Origin of the sequence: Pseudomonas sp. B21128 (genome assembly GCF_044218865.1) — a bacterium.
In the GTDB taxonomy this organism is placed as follows: Bacteria; Pseudomonadota; Gammaproteobacteria; order Pseudomonadales; family Pseudomonadaceae; genus Aquipseudomonas; species Aquipseudomonas iridis.
Genome location: NZ_CP162590.1, coordinates 452106 through 470902 on the forward strand (window position 1 = coordinate 452106; position 18797 = coordinate 470902).

The 18797-nt window shown below is 60.8% G+C and carries 17 protein-coding genes; 10 read left to right on the forward strand and 7 right to left on the reverse strand.

Annotated features, from left to right (window positions below; translation table 11 throughout):
* The first annotated feature begins 219 nt into the window (after positions 1 to 219).
* From AB4P91_RS02000 to AB4P91_RS02010, 3 genes are all read left to right on the forward strand, one after another.
* Complete coding sequence (locus AB4P91_RS02000; RefSeq protein WP_395604219.1) at positions 220 to 1293, forward strand: BMP family ABC transporter substrate-binding protein; 1074 nt, start codon at positions 220 to 222, stop codon at positions 1291 to 1293.
* 159 nt (positions 1294 to 1452) lie between these two features.
* The gene (locus AB4P91_RS02005) at positions 1453 to 2418 is read left to right on the forward strand and encodes a 2-oxoglutarate and iron-dependent oxygenase domain-containing protein (RefSeq protein ID WP_395604220.1); all 966 of its coding nucleotides are present in this window, start codon (positions 1453 to 1455) and stop codon (positions 2416 to 2418) included.
* A gap of 80 nt (positions 2419 to 2498) precedes the next feature.
* Positions 2499 to 3452, forward strand: a complete 954-nt coding sequence (locus AB4P91_RS02010; RefSeq protein ID WP_150687503.1) for an adenosine deaminase — start codon at positions 2499 to 2501, stop codon at positions 3450 to 3452.
* 145 nt (positions 3453 to 3597) lie between these two features.
* Here the strand turns inward: AB4P91_RS02010 and AB4P91_RS02015 are convergent, their stop codons facing one another.
* Together AB4P91_RS02015 and AB4P91_RS02020 are read right to left on the reverse strand one after the other, a co-directional pair.
* Positions 3598 to 4329 carry a helix-turn-helix transcriptional regulator gene (locus AB4P91_RS02015; protein ID WP_150596144.1) on the reverse strand — a complete coding sequence of 244 codons (732 nt, stop codon included), beginning with the start codon at positions 4327 to 4329 and terminating at the stop codon, positions 3598 to 3600.
* Between the two features lie 316 nt (positions 4330 to 4645).
* A complete protein-coding gene (locus AB4P91_RS02020; protein WP_150594144.1) occupies positions 4646 to 5575 on the reverse strand; it encodes a LysR family transcriptional regulator in 930 nt (309 codons plus the stop codon).
* A gap of 115 nt (positions 5576 to 5690) precedes the next feature.
* On the opposite strand from AB4P91_RS02020, the gene AB4P91_RS02025 reads away from it, so the two are divergent.
* Both AB4P91_RS02025 and AB4P91_RS02030 read left to right on the forward strand, forming a co-directional pair.
* Positions 5691 to 6704 carry a zinc-binding alcohol dehydrogenase family protein gene (locus tag AB4P91_RS02025; RefSeq protein ID WP_150687504.1) on the forward strand — a complete coding sequence of 338 codons (1014 nt, stop codon included), beginning with the start codon at positions 5691 to 5693 and terminating at the stop codon, positions 6702 to 6704.
* A 152-nt stretch (positions 6705 to 6856) separates the two neighbouring features.
* On the forward strand, positions 6857 to 7030 hold the full coding sequence (locus AB4P91_RS02030) for a hypothetical protein (RefSeq protein WP_191624044.1): 174 nt from the start codon (positions 6857 to 6859) through the stop codon (positions 7028 to 7030).
* Between the two features lie 3 nt (positions 7031 to 7033).
* On the opposite strand, the gene AB4P91_RS02035 is transcribed toward AB4P91_RS02030, so the two are convergent.
* Both AB4P91_RS02035 and AB4P91_RS02040 read right to left on the reverse strand, forming a co-directional pair.
* Complete coding sequence (locus tag AB4P91_RS02035; RefSeq protein WP_150596142.1) at positions 7034 to 8236, reverse strand: multidrug effflux MFS transporter; 1203 nt, start codon at positions 8234 to 8236, stop codon at positions 7034 to 7036.
* A gap of 107 nt (positions 8237 to 8343) precedes the next feature.
* Positions 8344 to 8541: a cation transporter gene (locus tag AB4P91_RS02040; RefSeq protein ID WP_042557513.1), complete on the reverse strand. Its 198-nt coding sequence runs from the start codon at positions 8539 to 8541 to the stop codon at positions 8344 to 8346.
* Positions 8542 to 8688: 147 nt separating this feature from the next.
* Between AB4P91_RS02040 and AB4P91_RS02045 the strand changes: the two genes are divergently transcribed.
* The 3 genes from AB4P91_RS02045 (at position 8689) to cueR (ending at position 12067) form a co-directional block, all read left to right on the forward strand.
* Complete coding sequence (locus tag AB4P91_RS02045; protein WP_150594141.1) at positions 8689 to 9072, forward strand: hypothetical protein; 384 nt, start codon at positions 8689 to 8691, stop codon at positions 9070 to 9072.
* Positions 9073 to 9263: 191 nt separating this feature from the next.
* Positions 9264 to 11657 carry a heavy metal translocating P-type ATPase gene (locus tag AB4P91_RS02050; protein ID WP_395604221.1) on the forward strand — a complete coding sequence of 798 codons (2394 nt, stop codon included), beginning with the start codon at positions 9264 to 9266 and terminating at the stop codon, positions 11655 to 11657.
* A complete protein-coding gene (gene cueR / locus AB4P91_RS02055) occupies positions 11654 to 12067 on the forward strand; it encodes a Cu(I)-responsive transcriptional regulator (protein WP_047299627.1) in 414 nt (137 codons plus the stop codon). Before AB4P91_RS02050 ends, cueR begins: the two co-directional genes overlap by 4 nt.
* Here the strand turns inward: cueR and AB4P91_RS02060 are convergent.
* From AB4P91_RS02060 to AB4P91_RS02070, 3 genes are all read right to left on the reverse strand, one after another.
* Entirely contained in the window at positions 12021 to 13229 is a 1209-nt protein-coding gene (locus AB4P91_RS02060) for an MFS transporter (protein WP_395604222.1), read from the reverse strand. The genes cueR and AB4P91_RS02060 overlap by 47 nt on opposite strands.
* A gap of 294 nt (positions 13230 to 13523) precedes the next feature.
* On the reverse strand, positions 13524 to 14420 hold the full coding sequence (locus AB4P91_RS02065) for a PA4780 family RIO1-like protein kinase (protein WP_042557508.1): 897 nt from the start codon (positions 14418 to 14420) through the stop codon (positions 13524 to 13526).
* Positions 14421 to 14824: 404 nt separating this feature from the next.
* Positions 14825 to 16102 carry an acetyl-CoA C-acetyltransferase gene (locus tag AB4P91_RS02070; RefSeq protein WP_395604223.1) on the reverse strand — a complete coding sequence of 426 codons (1278 nt, stop codon included), beginning with the start codon at positions 16100 to 16102 and terminating at the stop codon, positions 14825 to 14827.
* 238 nt (positions 16103 to 16340) lie between these two features.
* Between AB4P91_RS02070 and AB4P91_RS02075 the strand changes: the two genes are divergently transcribed.
* Together AB4P91_RS02075 and AB4P91_RS02080 are read left to right on the forward strand one after the other, a co-directional pair.
* Positions 16341 to 17693, forward strand: a complete 1353-nt coding sequence (locus AB4P91_RS02075) for a 3-oxoacyl-ACP reductase (RefSeq protein WP_395604224.1) — start codon at positions 16341 to 16343, stop codon at positions 17691 to 17693.
* 2 nt (positions 17694 to 17695) lie between these two features.
* A complete protein-coding gene (locus AB4P91_RS02080; RefSeq protein WP_395604225.1) occupies positions 17696 to 18550 on the forward strand; it encodes a MaoC family dehydratase in 855 nt (284 codons plus the stop codon).
* The last annotated feature ends 247 nt before the right edge of the window (positions 18551 to 18797 follow it).

The window sequence follows — 18797 nt, forward strand, 5'->3', positions numbered from 1 at the left end:
TTTCGTTACACATTAGCGCACCAGCCGATGGCGTGAATTCGCCGGGTTGCACTGCGTTGGTACCGGGGCCGAAAAGATCGCAGTCTTCGGCAGCTCTTGCAGTGAGTACGCCGATCCAATGCAGGAGCTGCCGAAGGCTGGGATCTTTTGCTTTTTTGTCCTGTTGGTCAGCAATTTGCATTGCCCCTGACCACACACAACAAAATGGAGCTCCAATTCATGCAAATACGTCCGCTGCACAAACTGCTGTGCGCCGCCATTGGTCTGGGGATAAGCCTGAGCGCCAGCGCTGCCGATCCGCTGAAGGTTGGTTTCGTCTACATCGGCCCGATCGGTGACCACGGCTGGACGTATCAGCATGAACAGGGGCGCAAGGCGCTGGCGGAAAAATTCGGCGCGCAGATCACCACCAACTACGTGGAAAACGTCGCCGAAGGTGCCGACGCCGAGCGGGTGATCCGCAACATGGCGAAGGATAAGTACGACCTGATCTTCACCACGTCCTTCGGTTACATGAACCCGACGCTGAAAGTCGCCAAACAATTTCCCAAGGTGACCTTCGAGCACGCGACCGGCTACAAGCAGGACAACAACCTCGGCACCTATCTGGCGCGCACCTACGAGGGCCGATACGTCGGCGGCTTCCTCGCGGCGAAGATGACCAAGACCAAAAAGATCGGCTACGTCGCCTCCTTCCCGATCCCGGAAGTGATCCGCGACATCAACGCCATTCAACTGGCCCTGAACAAGTACAACCCCGGCACCGAGATCAAAGTGGTGTGGGTCAACTCGTGGTTCGATCCGGGCAAGGAAGCCGATGCCGCCAACGCGCTGATCGATCAGGGTGTCGACGTGGTGTTCCAGCACACCGACAGCCCGGCACCGATTCAGGCTGCCGAACGCCGCGGCGTGTATGCGGTGGGTTACGCCTCCGACATGGCCCACTTCGGGCCGAAAGCGGTACTGACGTCGATCGTCAACGACTGGGCGCCGCATTACATTCAGGCGACTCAAAGCGTGATCGATCACAGCTGGAAGTCTCAGGATTACTGGGGCGGGCTGAAAGAAGGCACGGTTGAACTGCCGATCAGCGACCTGGTGCCCGCACCGGTCAAAGCCGAAGCCGAGCAGATCATTGCCGATATCAAGAGCGGTACGTTGCAGCCGTTTACCGGGCCGATCAAGGATCAGGCCGGGGTCGAGAAAATCCCCGCTGGCGTGAGTGCGACCACGGCGGAACTGGCGTCGATGAACTATTACGTGGAAGGCATGAAGGCCGAGATGCCGAAGTAGTCCTCCCAGAAACACCACCGAACCTGTGGGAGCTGGCTTGCCAGCGATGAGGCCATTACCTTCAACATCATTGTTGCCTGGGAGATTGTTATCGCTGGCAAGCCAGCTCCCACAGAGATCTCCGTTGCTTTTCAGTCTGAGTTTCTTCAGGACAAACGTATGAACAGCCTTCCCATCATCGACATCAGCCCGCTCTACACCGACGACCAAAACGCCTGGCCCGCCGTTGCCAAGCAAATCGACCACGCTTGCCGCGAGTGGGGGTTCTTCTACATCAAGGGGCATCCGATTTCCGCCCAGCGCATCGACGCCCTGCTCGATCACGCGCAGCGTTTCTTCGCCTTGCCGGCGGCCGAGAAGCTCAAGATCGACATCACCCAGACCCGTCACCATCGCGGCTACGGCGCCATCGCCACCGAACAGCTCGACCCGGACAAACCCAGCGACCTCAAAGAAACCTTCGACATGGGCCTGCACCTGTCGGCGAACCATCCCGAAGTGCTGGCAGAAAAACCCTTGCGCGGGCCCAACCGCCATCCGGCAATTCCCGGTTGGGAGGCGCTGATGGAACAGCACTACCTGGACATGCAGGCCCTCGCGCAAACGCTGCTGCGCGCCATGACCCTTGCTCTGGACATCGAACGTGGTTTCTTCGACAAGCGCTTTCTTGAGCCCGTGAGTGTGCTGCGCATGATCCATTACCCGCCGCGTCACACCGCCAGTTCCGCCGAGCAGCAAGGCGCCGGTGCGCACACCGATTACGGCTGCATCACCCTGCTCTATCAGGACAGCGCCGGTGGCTTGCAAGTGAAGAACGTCAAAGGCGAGTGGATCGACGCTCCACCGATTGATGGGACGTTCGTGGTCAACCTCGGCGACATGATGGCGCGCTGGAGCAATGACCGGTATCGCTCGACACCACACCGGGTGATCAGCCCGCTCGGAGTGGATCGCTACTCAATGCCGTTCTTTGCCGAGCCTCACCCGGACACCCGTATCGAGTGCCTGCCCGGTTGCCAGAGCGCAGAACACCCGGCGAAATATCCGACGACCACTTGTGCTGAATTCCTGCTGTCGCGCTTCGCCGATACCTACGCGTATCGACGGGAACAGGAAGCGGTGTGACGGATCGCTTGGTCAGGTTTTGCCAATTATTTCAGCAAGCATCTGTAGAATGCCGTCATTGCACCTGATGAGAAAAGAATATGTACGATTGGCTCAACGCCCTGCCCAAGGCCGAACTGCACCTGCATCTGGAAGGCTCGCTGGAGCCTGAGTTGCTGTTCGCCTTGGCCGAACGCAACAAGATCGCCCTGCCGTGGAACGACGTCGAAACCCTGCGCAAGGCTTACGCCTTCAACAACCTGCAGGAATTCCTCGACCTGTATTACCAAGGCGCCGATGTGCTGCGCACCTCGCAGGATTTCTACGACCTGACCTGGGCCTACCTGCTGCGCTGCAAGGCGCAAAACGTGATTCACACCGAACCGTTCTTCGACCCGCAGACCCACACCGACCGTGGCATCCCGTTCGAAGTGGTGCTCAACGGCATCGCCGCCGCGTTGAAGGATGGCGAGCAGCAACTGGGCATCACCAGCGGTTTGATCCTCAGCTTCCTGCGCCACTTGAGCGAAGAAGAGGCCGAGAAAACCCTCGATCAGGCGCTGCCGTTCCGTGACGCGTTTGTTGCCGTAGGCCTGGACAGCTCCGAGATGGGCCATCCGCCAAGCAAGTTCCAGCGCGTGTTCGACCGTGCCCGTCACGAAGGCTTCCTGACCGTCGCCCACGCCGGTGAAGAAGGCCCGCCGGAATACATCTGGGAAGCCATCGACCTGCTGAAAATCCAACGCATCGACCACGGCGTACGTGCCATCGAAGACGAGCGCCTGATGCAGCGGATCATCGACGAGCAGATCCCGCTGACCGTGTGCCCGCTGTCGAACACCAAACTCTGCGTGTTCGATCACATGTCGCAGCACAACATTCTCGACATGCTTGAGCGTGGCGTGAAGGTGACGGTGAACTCCGATGACCCGGCGTACTTTGGTGGTTACGTGACCGAGAACTTCCATGCGCTGTACGAACACTTGGGCATGACCCAGGATCAGGCCAAACGCCTGGCGCAGAACAGCCTGGATGCACGGCTCGTAAAACTTTAAGAGCAATACAAAAACTGTGGGAGCGGGCTTGCCCGCGATGAGGCCATCAATTCCAACATCATTGTTGACTGACAGACCGCTATCGCGGGCAAGCCCGCTCCCACAGGTATAGATTCCGGCTCAGGCAGCGATTTCGCAGGCTCTGCTACGCCAGTTCCAGCTCTGTTTCCTTGGCGAATCGATGCAGCTCCCGCTGGCCAATGGCGGTCAGTTGCAACGCCCTGGAGTCATGGGGCAAGGTCAGCCAACCCGATTGCATGAACAACTGCAGCAATGCCGCGCCGAGTGAACCGCCCATGTGCGGACGACGCTCGCTCCAGTCCGGGCAGGCACAGGCCACTTGCACGTTGCGATGGGCCAGCGCCTGGATGAACACGCCACGGCCGGCCAACTTGCTCGCGCCTTTATGGGTCACCACCACGCGCTGCTCAAGCTGTTCGATCCAGCCGGCGTCGAGCAGGCGTTGATACAGATCAGCCGCCAGCGTGCCGCCCAGGTGGTCATCACAGAAACGAGCGCGCAGCAGTGAAGACGGCGCCGCCGCGACCTTGGCCATCGGTGTATTGCGTTTGAACACCTCGGCGACTTCTCGCGGGGCACTGGCGATGGTGGCGCTGGCCAACGCTTCGATCGCAGCGCCTACCTCCGGTGCCGAGAGGCGGAAAAACCGTTTACGCCCCCGGACTTCGACCTTCAACAGACCGCCAGTGGACAACCGTGCCAGATGCGCACTGGCCGACGACGGCGACAGCCCTGCCAGTAGCGCAAGCTCCTCGGTCTGCCGGGCCGAGCCATCCATCAACGCCCACATCATCGCGCTGCGCTTGGGGTCGGCCAGCAACGTGGCGATCTGGCTGATGCAAGGTGCATGTTCCATGTATTCACTCCCTGTGGAATCGTATCGTCTACTGCTCGGAGACATCTTGACCAGTAATGAGCCAGCGGCCAAGACGCGAAAAACGCCCTGAGCCGGGGCAAGGCAGGCCATTGGCACATCATGTTCCGGCGCCGAACCCGCAACCGCAGCAGTATCCGAAGTTAAACAAGGCAGCTCAGCATTGATGGCGTTCTGGCCGGGTTTCGGTACTGGCGTGAGGCGGGCGCTAGTATAAGCGGGATGCACGCGCCGTCCCGCGCTGCGGACTGCACGGGTGGTGATAGTTCCTGACAGAAATTTCTCTATTTACCTGCGACTAATGATCAACTTTCGAGAAAGCGGGAAATTGACTACTTAGATCAGCGCATCGGCTGGCGAGCATCTCCTTTAAAAGGTTCACAGGCTTACTCAATTGTGCGCGATGGGCGCACAACAAATTCAGCGGAGCGCGCTCACACAGCAGCTCCGGCAACAGCACTTTGAGGCGCCCGGCGAGAACATCGGCGGCCACGTCCAGCCAGGATTTATAGGCAATCCCGGCACCTGCCACGGCCCACAGACGTACCACGTCGGCGTCGTCACTGAAGCGGTCACCCGTGACAGTAAGGCTGACTTCGCGCTTGCCGTCCGTGAAGCTCCAGTGGTCATGAACCCGACTGCCGAGCATGAACAACAGGCAATTGTGCTGGGCCAGTTGTTCGAGTTGCCGCGGTTCGCCGTGCTGCGCCAGATACGCCGGTGACGCGCACAACACGCGCCGGTTGTGCGGCGCGATCGGCAATGCAATCAGGCTGGAGTCTTCCGGTTCGCCATACCGCAGGGCAATGTCCACCGGTTGGCGAAACAGGTCGGCAATGCGGTCGCCGAGCAGCAAGCGTACGGTCAGTTTCGGGTGCTCACGCTGGAACTCGTCGAGCCACGGCAACAACAGGTTGCGGCCAAAGTCCGAAGGCGCCGACAGCTGCAAGACCCCGCTGACCTGATCCTGCCCGCTGGCCAGCAAACGTCGCCCCTCATCGAGATTGCTCAACGCCGCCCGAGCGTATTCTAGGAAGCCTTCGCCCTCGGCCGTCAGGCGCAAGCTGCGCGTCGACCGGGCGAGCAGACGCGCACCGAGTTGCTGTTCGATACGTTTCAGCGCCGCGCTGGCCACCGCGGCGGACATGTCCATCACCCGCGCCGCCGCCGACAAACTGCCCAGATCCGCTGCCCGGACGAACAATTGCAAGTCATCGAAACGCAGCATGTCAGCCTCGATTATCAAAAAAACATTGAAAGAGAGTGCTGTTTTAGCCGGTTTTATCTCGCAGAGAAATAGCTAATCATCAGCACCATCTTCTACTACCTGTGCGGAGCCCTCCATGAAAGCCATTGCCTATTACGCCTCACTGCCCATCAGCGACGCCAAATCCCTGCAAGACATCGATCTGCCGGAGCCTGTAGCCGGCCCGCGTGATTTGCTGGTGGAGGTCAAAGCCATTTCCGTCAATCCGGTCGACACCAAGGTGCGGCAGAATGTGGCGCCTGAAGGCGGGGCCGCGAAAGTGCTGGGCTGGGACGTGGCCGGCGTGGTGAAGGCGGTTGGCAGCGAGGTGACGCTGTTCAAGGCTGGCGATAAGGTTTTCTACGCCGGTTCTATCGCCCGCGCGGGCGGCAACAGCGAACTGCACGTGGTCGATGAGCGGATCGTCGGCCATATGCCCAAGTCCCTCGGTTTCGCCGAAGCCGCGGCCCTGCCGCTGACCGCGATTACCGCATGGGAGTTGCTGTTCGAACGCCTGCAAGTCAGCGAAGGGCAAGTCGATAATGGCCAGAGCCTGCTGATCGTCGGTGCGGCGGGTGGCGTCGGTTCGATCCTCACCCAATTGGCCAGGCAACTGACCGGTCTCAAAGTGATCGGCACCGCCTCCCGTGCACAGACCCGCGACTGGGTCAGCGAACTGGGGGCGGATCTGGTCATCGACCACAGCCAACCGCTGAGTGAAGAACTCAAGCGCGCCGGCATCAACCACGTCACCCACGTCGCCAGCCTGACCCAGACCGATCAGCATCTGGATCAACTGGTCGAAGCCCTGGCGCCGCAAGGCAAACTGGCGCTGATCGACGACCCGAAGTCGCTGGACGTGACCAAACTCAAGCGCAAGAGCCTCTCGTTGCACTGGGAGTTCATGTACACCCGCTCGCTGTTCGAGACACCCGACATGATCGAACAGCACAAACTGCTCAACCGCGTGGCCGAGTTGATTGATGCAGGCACATTGAAGACAACCGTCGGCGAACATTTCGGCACGATCAATGCGGCGAACGTGCGCCGCGCGCATGAGTTGCTGGAGAGCGGCAAGGCCAAGGGGAAAATTGTTTTAGAAGGTTTCTAAGAATCAGAAGATCGCAGCCAGAGGTAGCTCCTGCAAGGCCTGCGATCTTCTTTGCCGTCAGTCAGATGCTTGACCGCTGTCACAATTGCGATCGTATTCAGGTCTACAATCGAAACCTCTGCGATACGTCTTTTACGCAAGGGAGGTCAGCAATGAAGATCCTGATAAAAGAAGTGGCGAAGTCTCAATGGCAGGTTCGACTCGACCAGCACGCCGTGACATTCCGCAGTGAGGCCGAAGCGCTGGCCTTCACTCGCACCCTCGAAGCGCGTCTCTGCGCTCCCCACCAGATTCCCGATCAAGGCCAGCAACGCGCGGCCGGCTGAGCTTCAAGCCTCGGCTTGGGCCTGAGCCAGGGCTCGGGCATTTTGCAGACGTCGGGTGAGCATCGCGACGCTCACCACCAGAAAACCGCACAGGCTGATGACGATGGCCATCGGCACGGCTGTGCCATCGTGCAATATCCCCACCAGTGCCGAGGCGCCGGCCGCGACACTGAATTGCATGCAACCGAGCAACGCCGACGCGCTGCCGGCGCGCGCGCCCTGTCCGTTCATCGCGCAGGCGGCCGCGTTGGGGCTGATGCAGCCGAGGCTGGACACGCAGATGAACAATGGAATCAGCAACGGCCAAAGGGCATCGGTGTGCAAGGCGCTGACGGCCAGCAATGTCAGCCCGGCAGCCAGGTAAACCCAGACCGCACGCGACAGCAGAAACGCCGGGCCACGCTTGGCCAACAACCGCGCATTGACCTGCGCCACCAGAATGAACCCCGCCGCGTTCGTACCGAACAGCCAGCCGAAATGCTCGGCCGGGACGCCATACAGTTTGATGAAGATGAACGGTGAGCCGGCAATGTAAGCGAACATTCCGGCGATGGCGATGCCGCCGGTCAAGGCGTGGCCGAGGTAAACCCGATCCTTAAGCAGCCGTCCATACTGGCGCAGTGCACCGGACAGCGGCTGGCGCGGCATGTCCGCGGGCATACTTTCCGGCAGACCGAGCGCCACGGCCAGACCTGCCAACGCGCTGAACCCGGTCAGCACCAAAAAGATCGACTGCCAACCCGTGGTGTTGACCAATAGCCCGCCGAGCATCGGCGCCAGAATCGGCGCCAGGCCCATCACCAGCATCAACTGCGAGAAGACTTTCGCCGAGCCCACGGCGTCGCATTTATCGCTGACCACCGCCCGGGCGATCACCATCCCCGCACAACCGCCCAGCGCCTGCACGAAACGTGCGCCGATCAGCCATTCCAGATTCGGTGCATAAGCACAGGCCAGTGATGCCAGCGTGAAGAGCGCCAGACCAATGAGTAACGGAACCCGTCGACCGAAGCGATCGGCCACCGGGCCGTAAGCCAGCTGGCCGATGGACAGACCCAGAAAATACGCTGCCAGCGTCATCTGCACATGTTTCTCGTCGGTGCCGAACGCGAGCGCCATGGACGGAAAGGCAGGTAAATAGAAGTCGATCGCCAACGGACCGAAAGCGGTCAGGGCTCCGAGAATCAGAATGGTACGAAAGTTCATCAGGCATCCAGTTTTGCAAGTCGGCAGCCCGACAGTCTAGCCGGGCATGGACGCCTTGAACATTCCGATAGCTGGCTAACAATTAAAAAGCCGGATCACAAGATCAATCAGGCGAGTTTCACCGCGTAACCTTCTTCGCTGATGATCTCGATGACCTGCTCGGCACTCAACGTACTTTCGACGCCGACCTCTTTTGCGGCCAGGTCAACGCGCACACTGGCCGCCGGATCCTTTGCCTGGACGGCTTGAGTGACGGCTTTGACGCAGTGACCGCAGGACATGCCTTGAACATTGAACACTTGCATGGGATGACTCCTTCAGTGAGATTGCCGGCAGTTTCGAGCTTGCCACGATGGCAAGGTCAAGTTCTTGAATAAACTGCCGGGCTGGCAATCGGCGTCGCGCTCGGCCAAGCTGCATCCATCAATGACATGAATTCAGGAGATTCAGCCATGCGCTGGTCAGCTTTCAGCCTGTTGGGCTTTCTCGGCCTCTTTGCCGCCATCCCTTCGGTGCACGCCGCAGGTGAGGACTATGGTGTGCTGATCATTTCCCGCGAGCGTCTTGAAGTAGCGACCTCCTGCGAAATCGGCGTGTATATCCAGGATCAACTGTCGGCGCGGCTGTTCCAGGAACAAAGTGCCTCGTTCAATCTGCCGCCAGGCACCGTGTCGTTGCGCCTGAAATTGCTGCCGGGGCAAGTCGTCGGTTGCAGTCCGGGAATGCTGGCGCCGGGCTCGCAGGAAATCAAATTGCAGGCCGGTGATATCCAGAAGTACCGGATCGCGATGACGCAGGAAGGTATGTACCTCAAGCGCGCCGATCTCGGTTACTAAGCAAATTCATGTGGGAGCGAGCTTGCTCGCGAAAGCGGTGTGTCATGCGAAAGAATATTGACTGACACGACGCCTTCGCGAGCAAGCTCGCTCCCACATTTATTGTCTTGCGGCATTCTCAAGATTGGCGCTTGACCTTGCCCGCATGGCAAGGTTGATCCTGTAGGCAACTTCTACAGGGAGCGTAACCGATGTCCGAATCCATCACTTTCGATCTGCCGATTGCCGGCATGACCTGCGCCAGTTGCGCCGGGCGTGTCGAGCGGGCCTTGAGTAAAGTCAGCGGCGCCAGTGCCGTCAGCGTCAACCTCGCCACCGAACAGGCCCGCGTCGAGGCGCCCGAGGACAGCCTGCCGGCGTTGATGGACGCCGTTGAACGTGCCGGTTACAGCGTGCCGCAACAGACCCTCGAATTGAGCATCGACGGCATGACCTGCGCGTCCTGCGTCGGTCGTGTCGAGCGCGCCCTGAACAAAGTTCCCGGGGTTAACAGCGTCAGCGTCAATCTGGCCAACGAACGCGCCCACCTCCAATTGCTCGGTCAAATCGATCCACAGATCCTGCTCGACGCGGTGAGCAAGGCCGGTTACGCCGCCAGCGTCTGGCAAGCCGAACACCCTCAAAGCGATCACCAGCAACAGCGTCTGCAACGTGAGCGCTGGGCACTGATCTGCGCCATCGCCCTGGCCTTGCCGCTGGTGTTGCCGATGTTGCTGCAACCGTTCGGCATCCATTGGATGCTCCCTGCCTGGGCGCAGTTTGCCCTCGCCACCCCCGTGCAATTCATCTTCGGCGCGCGGTTTTACGTGGCGGCATGGAAAGCCGTGCGCGCCGGGGCCGGCAACATGGACTTGCTCGTCGCCCTCGGCACCAGCGCCGGTTATGGTTTGAGTCTCTACGAATGGGCCACCGCCGCCGGGCGCATGCCGCACCTGTATTTCGAAGCGTCGGCGGTGGTCATCGCGCTGGTCCTGCTCGGCAAGTACCTGGAAAGCCGCGCCAAACGCCAGACCGCCAGCGCCATCCGCGCCCTCGAAGCTTTGCGTCCGGAGCGGGCGATTCAAGTGATTGACGGTCGCGAACAGGATGTCGCCATCAGCGCGCTGCGCCTCAACGATCGGGTGTTGGTCAAACCCGGCGAGCGCTTCCCGGTCGACGGCGAAGTGCTGGAAGGCCAAAGCCACGCTGACGAAGCACTGATCAGCGGCGAGAGCCTGCCGGTGCCGAAACAGCCCGGCGACAACGTTACCGGCGGCGCCATCAACGGCGAAGGCCGGCTGCTGGTGCGCACCACCGCCCTCGGCGCGGAAAGCGTGCTGGCGCGCATCATTCGCCTGGTAGAAGACGCCCAAGCGGCGAAAGCACCGATCCAGAAACTGGTGGATAAAGTCAGCCAGGTGTTCGTCCCGACCGTGCTGGTATTGGCCTTGGCGACACTGGTCGGCTGGTGGCTGTACGGCGCGCCGCTGGAGACAGCGCTGATCAACGCCGTCGCGGTATTGGTGATCGCCTGCCCCTGCGCCCTCGGCCTCGCCACACCCACCGCGATCATGGCCGGTACCGGCGTGGCCGCGCGCCACGGCATTCTGATCAAGGACGCCGAAGCCCTGGAACGCGCCCATGAAGTCAGCAGCGTGGTGTTCGACAAGACCGGCACGCTGACCTCCGGCACGCCGCGTATCGCGCACTTCAGTGCCGTCGACGGTCATGAAGATCATCTGCTGCAACTGGCCGGCGCCCTGCAACGCGGCAGTGAACACCCGTTAGCCAAAGCGGTGCTCGACGCTGCCGCTGAACGCAACGTGAGCGTGCCGGACGTCAGCGATAGCCAGTCGCTGACCGGGCGTGGCATTGCCGGCAATCTCGACGGTCGGCGTCTGGCATTGGGCAATCGGCGAATGCTCGAAGAAAGTGGCGTGAGCGCCGGTGACCTGGCTGAATCAGCGAAGACCTGGGAAGCCGAGGGCCGTACGCTTTCGTGGCTGATCGAGCAAAGCCCCGAGCCGCGTGTGCTGGGCTTGTTCGCGTTCGGTGACACCTTGAAGCCCGGTGCCCTGGAAGCGGTGCAACAGCTTGCCGCTCGAAATATCCAAAGCCATTTGCTGACCGGCGATAACCGGGGCAGCGCGCGCGTGGTGGCTGAGGCGTTGGGCATCCACAACGTCCACGCCGAAGTGCTGCCTGCCGACAAAGCCGCCACCGTCACCGAACTGAAAAAAACCGGTGTCGTGGCCATGGTCGGCGATGGTATCAACGACGCCCCGGCACTCGCGGCGGCCGACATCGGCATTGCCATGGGCGGCGGCACCGACGTCGCCATGCACGCGGCGGGCATTACGCTGATGCGCGGTGATCCACGGCTGGTGCCGGCGGCACTGGAAATCAGCCGCAAGACATACGCGAAGATTCGCCAGAACCTGTTCTGGGCCTTCGTCTACAACCTGATCGGCATTCCGTTGGCGGCGTTCGGCTTTCTCAACCCGGTGCTGGCCGGCGCGGCGATGGCATTGTCGAGCGTCAGCGTAGTGAGCAATGCGCTACTGTTGAAAACCTGGAAACCCAAGGATCTGGAGGAGCATCGATGAACATCGGCCAAGCGGCCCGGCAAAGTGGCCTGAGCGCGAAAATGATTCGCTATTACGAGTCGACCGGCCTGCTCAAAGCGGCCCATCGCACCGACAGCGGCTACCGGGTCTACGGCGCTGATGACTTGCACACACTGGCCTTCATCAAGCGTTCGCGAGACCTGGGTTTTTCACTGGAAGAAGTCGGCAAGCTCCTGACGCTCTGGCAGGACCGTCAACGAGCCAGCGCCGATGTGAAGGCGCTGGCGCGTCAGCACATCGACGAACTGAACCAGAAGATCCGCGAGCTCGGCCAGTTGCGCGACACGCTGCAGGACCTGGTCGAACACTGTCAGGGCGATCATCGCCCCGACTGCCCGATCCTCAAGGAACTGGCGTCGGGCTGCTGCGCGCAACCCGCCCGCGCCTGAGCGCCAGCCCCTTCACCGCCAGCAACATGCCGAGTGGAATGCCGTGGAACAACATGACCACGGCACCCGGCGTCCACCCTGCGTAAAACGGTGCGGCGATCAGCATGCCGACGCCGAACCCGGTCATCTGCAGTAACGTCAAAAAGCTGAAAATCGGCAGGCGCAAATGCTCGGGCTCGCGTTGCAGGCGCGACATCAGACCGACCTCGGAGAAGCCGTCACCCAGCCCCGCCGGCAACGAAAACAACAGCAGTCCATACAGGCTGTGCTGCTGGAACATCAGGATAAAACCGCAGGACATCAATGCCACCCCGAAGAAAAACCGACGCTCCAGGTGAATGTTGTCCGAGCCTTTCAAACGGCTGGCGATCCGCGCGCCGAGCAGTTTGCCACTGGCCCACACCGCCAGCATCAGGCCCAGGGTTGTGCTCGCTGAATCCGGTGACAGCAGTTTGGAAATGATCGGGAATCCGACGTTATGCGCGGCGCTGCCCAAGGTGTCGGCCATCGTCACCGCGAGCATCGCCGCAATCACCGGAACACTGCGCAAACCTTGCTTGAGGGCCGACCAGTCCCCGTGCTCGGGCGCCGGATTGACAGTCGCAGGTGCGAAACGCAGCGGCACAATCATCAACGCCGCCAGCAAATAGGTCAGTGCGTTCAGGGCAAATACCGTTTCGAAACCAAACCCCGCCACCAGCAACCCCGAAACCAGACTGCCACCGACCATGGCTGCGGAAGAAGCCGAGGTGATCCAGCCGTTGGTCTTCAGCAACTGCGACGGCTCGATCAGCCGTGGTAGCTGACTGTTGAGACCGATGGCAAACATCGAATTACCCAAGCCCAAAGCGAAGGCAATCACCGGCAACAGCAGCGTTTGCTGACTGACCGGCACGATCAGCAACAATCCGAGCACGCTGGCGCGCAGCAGATCGAACGCGATCAGCGGCAGACGGCCGCTCCAGCGTCTATAAAAACGCGTGCCAATCAGACTGGCAAAAATCCCGCCCCCCACGCGGCTCGCAAGGAAAATCCCCACGCTCATGGCGCTGTTGCTGAGCAGATAAACGTAGGTAGCCAGCGCGACCATGTTGAGGAAGGCGCCGAAATCGGAGATCAGCCGGGCCGTGATGATCAGAGGGGCGTTGCGAGTGGTGGTCACATTCAGTCCTTGAGTGTGGGTTGGAGCGGTGGACAGTAGACGCGAATTTGTGAGGATCCGAAAGTGGCCCTCACCCTAGCCCTCTCCCCGAGGGAGAGGGGACTGACCGAGAGATGCTTTAAACATACGCCGGTCTGTTATGGCTTCGCCGAATCCATAATCGACTCAGTCTTTCAGGTCGATGTATCACGCGGGCCGACACGGTCGGCGCCCTCTCCCTCCGGGAGAGGGCTGGGGTGAGGGCGATTCACACCCACAAAAAACCCGGCCGAAGCCGGGTTTCTGTTCAAGCAATCACTGCATCCACGGAGGAGGCGGTGGTTCGTCCGACTTGCCCTTGGGCTCGTCATCCGCCGCACGAATCGCTTGCTTGCGCTCTTCATCGAGTCGCGCCGCTTCGATCTCACGCAGAATGCCGCCAACATCCGCCTGCTCTTCCGGATCGTCGAACTCACCGGTCAGCACGCTGGCCGGGTGCAAGGTGCCGGCTTCGTACAACGCCCACATTTCCTTGGCGTATTTGGTCTTCTTCAACTCCGGGGCAAAGCGCCCGAAGTAAGAAGCCATGTTGCCAACGTCACGCTCGAGCATGCTGAACGCGTGGTTGTTGCCCGCCGCGTCCACTGCCTGCGGCAGATCGATGATCACCGGGCCGGTCGGCGTCAGCAGCACGTTGAACTCCGAGAGGTCACCGTGCACCAGACCGGTACACAACATCAGCACGATCTGCGAAATCAGGAACGCGTGATACTCGCGCGCCTGATCGGGCTCCAGCACCACGTCGTTCAGACGCGGCGCGGCATCGCCGTACTCATCGGCCACCAGCTCCATCAACAGCACGCCTTCAAGGAAGTCGTACGGTTGCGGAACCCGAACGCCAGCGCCGGCCAGCCGGAACAGCGCGGCGACCTCAGCGTTCTGCCAGGCGTCTTCGGTTTCTTTCTTGCCGAACTTCGAGCCTTTGGCCATCGCTCGAGCCTGTCGGCTGTTGCGAACCTTGCGACCTTCCTGATACTCGGACGCCTGGCGGAAACTGCGTTTGTTCGCCTCCTTGTAGACCTTTGCGCAACGTAACTGATTGCCGCAGCGCACCACATAAACAGCTGCTTCTTTACCACTCATCAGTGGGCGCAGCACTTCGTCGACCAGACCGTCCTCGATCAGGGGTTCAATGCGTTTTGGAGTCTTCATCAGCTTTTATTGTGGGTCCTTTATTACCAAACACGCGAATGTCACTCGTTATACGGCAATCCTCGCGCTTCGGGGAGGGGTTGCCGACCTGTGAACCTCATGAATGCACACACTGTGCCGAAAAATCGACCGCAGCGAATCATAGCTGAGCCGGTGGTAAATGTTGGTAAACGGTGTTGAGGGCATTTGCGACAGAATCTGACATCGGGTTTTCAGGCCCTTGCCCCTCACCCCAGCCCTCTCCCGAGGGAGAGGGGGCCAACCGAGTCGTCTTGCGTCCTCCATCGACCTGATATTCCTTACCGATTATGGATTCGGTAAAACCAGATCAGGTCGGTGTATCTCTTAAGCATCCCCCAATCGGTCCCCTCTCCCCCGGGAGAGGGCTAGGGTGAGAGGCTTTTCTAGCGCTCAATTATCGCAGTAACACCTTGCCCCCCCGCCGCGCAGATCGAAATCAACCCCCTTCCCTGCCCCGCCACATCCAGCAACTTCGCCAGATTCGCGACAATCCGCCCGCCAGTCGCGGCAAACGGATGCCCCGCCGCCAGTGAGCTGCCTTTGACGTTGAGGCGACTGCGGTCGATAGCACCCAGCGGCGCATCGAGCCCCAGACGGGTTTTGCAGTACTCGGGATCTTCCCAGGCCTTGAGCGTACACAACACCTGCGCGGCGAACGCTTCATGAATTTCGTAATAGTCGAAATCCTGCAAGGTCAGGCCGTTGCGCGCCAGCAACCGGGGGACCGCGTACACCGGCGCCATCAGCAGGCCTTCGGCGCCGTTGACGAAGTCCACCGCCGCCGTTTCGCCATCGCGCAGGTAGGCCAGGATCGGCAAGCCACGCTCGTTCGCCCATTCCTCACTGCCAAGCAGTACCACCGATGCACCATCCGTCAGTGGTGTGGAATTACCCGCCGTCAGCGTGCCTTTGGCGCTTTTCTCGAAAGCCGGTTTCAGCGCGGCGAGTTTTTCCAGGGTCAGGTCCGGGCGCAGGTTGTTGTCACCGGTCAGTCCGAGGAACGGCGTCACCAGATCGTTGTGCCAGCCTTCGCCATAAGACGCGGCCAGTTTGTGATGACTTTCGAGGGCCAACTGATCTTGATCTTCGCGAGCAATATTCCAGGTCTGCGCCATCAACTCGCAGTGTTGGCCCATCGACAGGCCAGTGCGCGCTTCGCCGTTGCGCGGAAATTCCGGGATCAGGTGTTGCGGGCGCAGTTGCAGAAACGTTTTCAGTTTTTCGCCGGTGGTCTTCGCACGGTTGGCTTGCAGGAGGATTTTGCGCAGGCCTTCGCTGACGCTGATCGGCGCGTCGGAAGTGGTGTCGACACCGCCGGCAATGCCGCAATCGATCTGGCCGAGGGCGATTTTATTGGCCACCAGCAACGCCGCTTCCAGCCCGGTGCCGCAGGCTTGCTGAATGTCATAGGCCGGGGTGGCTGGTGACAGGCGTGAGCCGAGCACGCATTCGCGGGTCAGATTCATATCCCGTGACAATTTAAGCACCGCGCCCGCCACCACTTCGCCAATGCGCTGGCCGTGCAGGTTGTAGCGTTCGATCAGGCCTTCGAGGGCTGCGGTGAGCATCGCCTGATTACTGGCCGCGGCGTAAGGGCCATTGGAACGGGCGAAGGGGATACGGTTACCGCCGATGATCGCGACGCGGCGCAGCTGACTCATGAAAAGCTCCTGTTTGGATTCCAGATTCACATAGCCCCCTGCGGGAGCTGGCGTGCCAGCGATGGGGCCGGCACATCCAACACATTCATTGGCAGACAGTCCGCCATCGCTGGCAAGCCAGCTCCCACAGGGGCATTGGTCTACTCTGCTGTTCTAGCGTAGGCCTTATTGCGTGGATCGAACGATCGATTGCCTTGGGCAGTCCACACTTTGAACCCCAACTTCTGGAGAGCGTTCCATGTCTGACCGCTATATCGACTTCGCCAACTCGTCCATCGGCCATCGCCTGGTCGGGGCCTTGGGCCTGCCGTCGCCGGTGCGACTGGAGCGCTGGCAGGCCGGGCGCCTGCGGCCTGTGGAAGGTGCGCTGCTGATCGGGGGTGGCCCGTTGACCGAGCGCATCAGTGCTTTCGCCAACCGTTTGACCGAGGGGATTTACCGTTACGGCGAGCAACCGGCGACGGCCACTGAGTGGATTCCGGGCCTTGGCCCAAAACTCAAAGCGGTGGTGTTTGACGCCAGTGACTTGCAGCACACCGACCAGCTCAAACAGCTGCGCGAGTTCTTCCAGCCCCTGATGAAAAACCTTGAGCACAATGCCCATCTGGTGATTCTTGGCCGGGCGCCGGAAGGCTTGCGCGATCCGTTCGCGGCCAGCGCCCAACGTGCACTGGAAGGTTTCTCCCGCTCGCTGGCCAAGGAATTGCGCAGCGGCGGCACGCTGCAATTGATCTATGTCGGCGAAGGCGCTGAGGATCAACTGGAAGGGCCGCTGCGGTTTTTCCTGTCGCCCAAAAGTGCCTTTGTCTCCGGGCAAGTGATTCGTCTGACCGCGTGCGCAAAACAGGTAACGGACTGGACGCGGCCACTCGCCGGGCGCAAGGCGTTGGTCACCGGCGCGGCGCGCGGTATTGGCGCATCGATTGCCGAGACCCTCGCGCGCGATGGCGCTGACGTCATCCTGCTCGACGTGCCACCGGCCAAGTCCGATCTGGAAGCCCTCGCCGCACGCCTGGGTGCTCGTAGCATCACCCTCGATATCTGCGCCGAAGATGCCGCCGCGCAATTGATCGGGCAGTTGCCGGACGGCCTCGACATTCTGGTGCACAACGCAGGGATCACTCGCGACAAGACCCTGGCCAACATGACCCCGGAATTCTGGGACGCGGTGCTGGCGGTCAACCTCAACGCCCCGCAGGTACTGACCAAGGCCCTGCTCGACAGCGGCACCTTGCATGACGATGCGCGGGTTGTGCTGTTGGCCTCTATCAGCGGCATCGCCGGTAATCGCGGGCAAACCAACTATGCCGCAAGCAAGGCCGGTTTGATCGGCCTCGCGCAGGCCTGGGCACCGACGTTGCAGGAGCGCGGCATCAGCATCAACGCCGTGGCCCCGGGATTTATCGAAACCCAGATGACCGCACACATCCCGTTTGGCCTGCGTGAAGCCGGCCGACGCATGAGTTCGCTGGGCCAGGGCGGCTTGCCGCAGGACGTCGCCGAAGCCGTGGCGTGGCTGGCGCAACCGGGCACCGGCGCGTTCACCGGGCAGGCGCTGCGCGTCTGTGGGCAAAGTGTTCTGGGGGCATAGGCATGAGCATCGAATGGCACACGCTGGACCGCGAACCGAGTTTGCCCGGGCTATACGCACGGGCAGCAACACGCCGCAAGATCACCGGCACGCAACTGCCCGACAGTGGTTTGCGCTGCTGGGTCGATGTCGACCGCAAACGGCTGGCGGACTATCGCAAGGTCTGCGGTTTTAACGACGATGGTCTGCTGCCGCCGACTTATCCACACATCCTCGCGTTTGCCTTGCAGATGCAATTGCTGACGGCCAAGGACTTTCCGTTTCCGCTGTTGGGGTTGATTCATTTGCGCAACCGCATTCGCGTGCTGCGGCCGATGGGCGGGATCAGCCGGGCACAAGTCAGCGTGCGCGTACACAACCTGCAACCGCATCCCAAAGGGGCTACGTTCGATCTGTTGACCACCCTGGACGATCAGCTCGGGCCGCTGTGGGAAGCCGAAAGCCAGATGCTCTGTCGCGGTGTGAAACTCGACGGTGAGGCCGTCGATCAGCGCTGGGAACCGTCGCAAGCGCTGACTGAAGTGGCGCACTGGAAAGCACCGGCAGACATCGGCCGGCAATACGCCAAGGTGTCCGGTGACTACAACCCGATTCACTTGAGTGCGGCCAGCGCCAAGCTGTTCGGTTTCCCTACGGTCATTGCCCATGGTTTGTGGAACAAGGCTCGGACACTCGCGGCATTGGCGGATCATTTGCCCAAGGCCAATTTCGAAGTCACCGTGCACTTTCGCAAACCGGTGCGATTGCCGAGTGAGGTGACATTGCTCGCGAGCGAGGCAGGGTCCAGCGGCCAATTGCGACTGGTGGGCGCGGGAGACCTTGAGCACATGGTGGGTAGTTGGCAGCCGATTAGCTGAATGCCATTCCGGTCGTGACGGGGGGCAAGCCTGTAAATTGTGTATATATCACTTAAGTTTTTGCGCGCTCTGCCCCCCGATCCGGCAAACAACCAGCCTTGATTTTCAAGGCTTTTTTTTGGGCGTTTATATCGTGGGTATTAGTCCTTAGGCGCTGAACAGCGCCTTCTATATAAAGGCGTTAATACCAACTTGAGAATGGTGCGAACCCTGCCCCCGGACTGAGATTGACACAACGGACGAGGCA

What these genes read in the sequence shown, in the direction of transcription:
- cueR (WP_047299627.1), top strand. Translation starts at nt 11,654, where the DNA reads ATGAACATCGGCCAAGCGGCCCGGCAAAGTGGCCTGAGCGCGAAAATG.
- AB4P91_RS02080 (WP_395604225.1), top strand. Translation starts at nt 17,696, where the DNA reads ATGAGCATCGAATGGCACACGCTGGACCGCGAACCGAGTTTGCCCGGG.
- AB4P91_RS02070 (WP_395604223.1), bottom strand. Translation starts at nt 16,102, where the DNA reads ATGAGTCAGCTGCGCCGCGTCGCGATCATCGGCGGTAACCGTATCCCC.
- AB4P91_RS02030 (WP_191624044.1), top strand. Translation starts at nt 6,857, where the DNA reads ATGAAGATCCTGATAAAAGAAGTGGCGAAGTCTCAATGGCAGGTTCGA.
- AB4P91_RS02010 (WP_150687503.1), top strand. Translation starts at nt 2,499, where the DNA reads ATGTACGATTGGCTCAACGCCCTGCCCAAGGCCGAACTGCACCTGCAT.
- AB4P91_RS02015 (WP_150596144.1), bottom strand. Translation starts at nt 4,329, where the DNA reads ATGGAACATGCACCTTGCATCAGCCAGATCGCCACGTTGCTGGCCGAC.
- AB4P91_RS02040 (WP_042557513.1), bottom strand. Translation starts at nt 8,541, where the DNA reads ATGCAAGTGTTCAATGTTCAAGGCATGTCCTGCGGTCACTGCGTCAAA.
- AB4P91_RS02000 (WP_395604219.1), top strand. Translation starts at nt 220, where the DNA reads ATGCAAATACGTCCGCTGCACAAACTGCTGTGCGCCGCCATTGGTCTG.
- AB4P91_RS02005 (WP_395604220.1), top strand. Translation starts at nt 1,453, where the DNA reads ATGAACAGCCTTCCCATCATCGACATCAGCCCGCTCTACACCGACGAC.
- AB4P91_RS02025 (WP_150687504.1), top strand. Translation starts at nt 5,691, where the DNA reads ATGAAAGCCATTGCCTATTACGCCTCACTGCCCATCAGCGACGCCAAA.
- AB4P91_RS02035 (WP_150596142.1), bottom strand. Translation starts at nt 8,236, where the DNA reads ATGAACTTTCGTACCATTCTGATTCTCGGAGCCCTGACCGCTTTCGGT.
- AB4P91_RS02050 (WP_395604221.1), top strand. Translation starts at nt 9,264, where the DNA reads ATGTCCGAATCCATCACTTTCGATCTGCCGATTGCCGGCATGACCTGC.
- AB4P91_RS02020 (WP_150594144.1), bottom strand. Translation starts at nt 5,575, where the DNA reads ATGCTGCGTTTCGATGACTTGCAATTGTTCGTCCGGGCAGCGGATCTG.
- AB4P91_RS02045 (WP_150594141.1), top strand. Translation starts at nt 8,689, where the DNA reads ATGCGCTGGTCAGCTTTCAGCCTGTTGGGCTTTCTCGGCCTCTTTGCC.
- AB4P91_RS02065 (WP_042557508.1), bottom strand. Translation starts at nt 14,420, where the DNA reads ATGAAGACTCCAAAACGCATTGAACCCCTGATCGAGGACGGTCTGGTC.
- AB4P91_RS02075 (WP_395604224.1), top strand. Translation starts at nt 16,341, where the DNA reads ATGTCTGACCGCTATATCGACTTCGCCAACTCGTCCATCGGCCATCGC.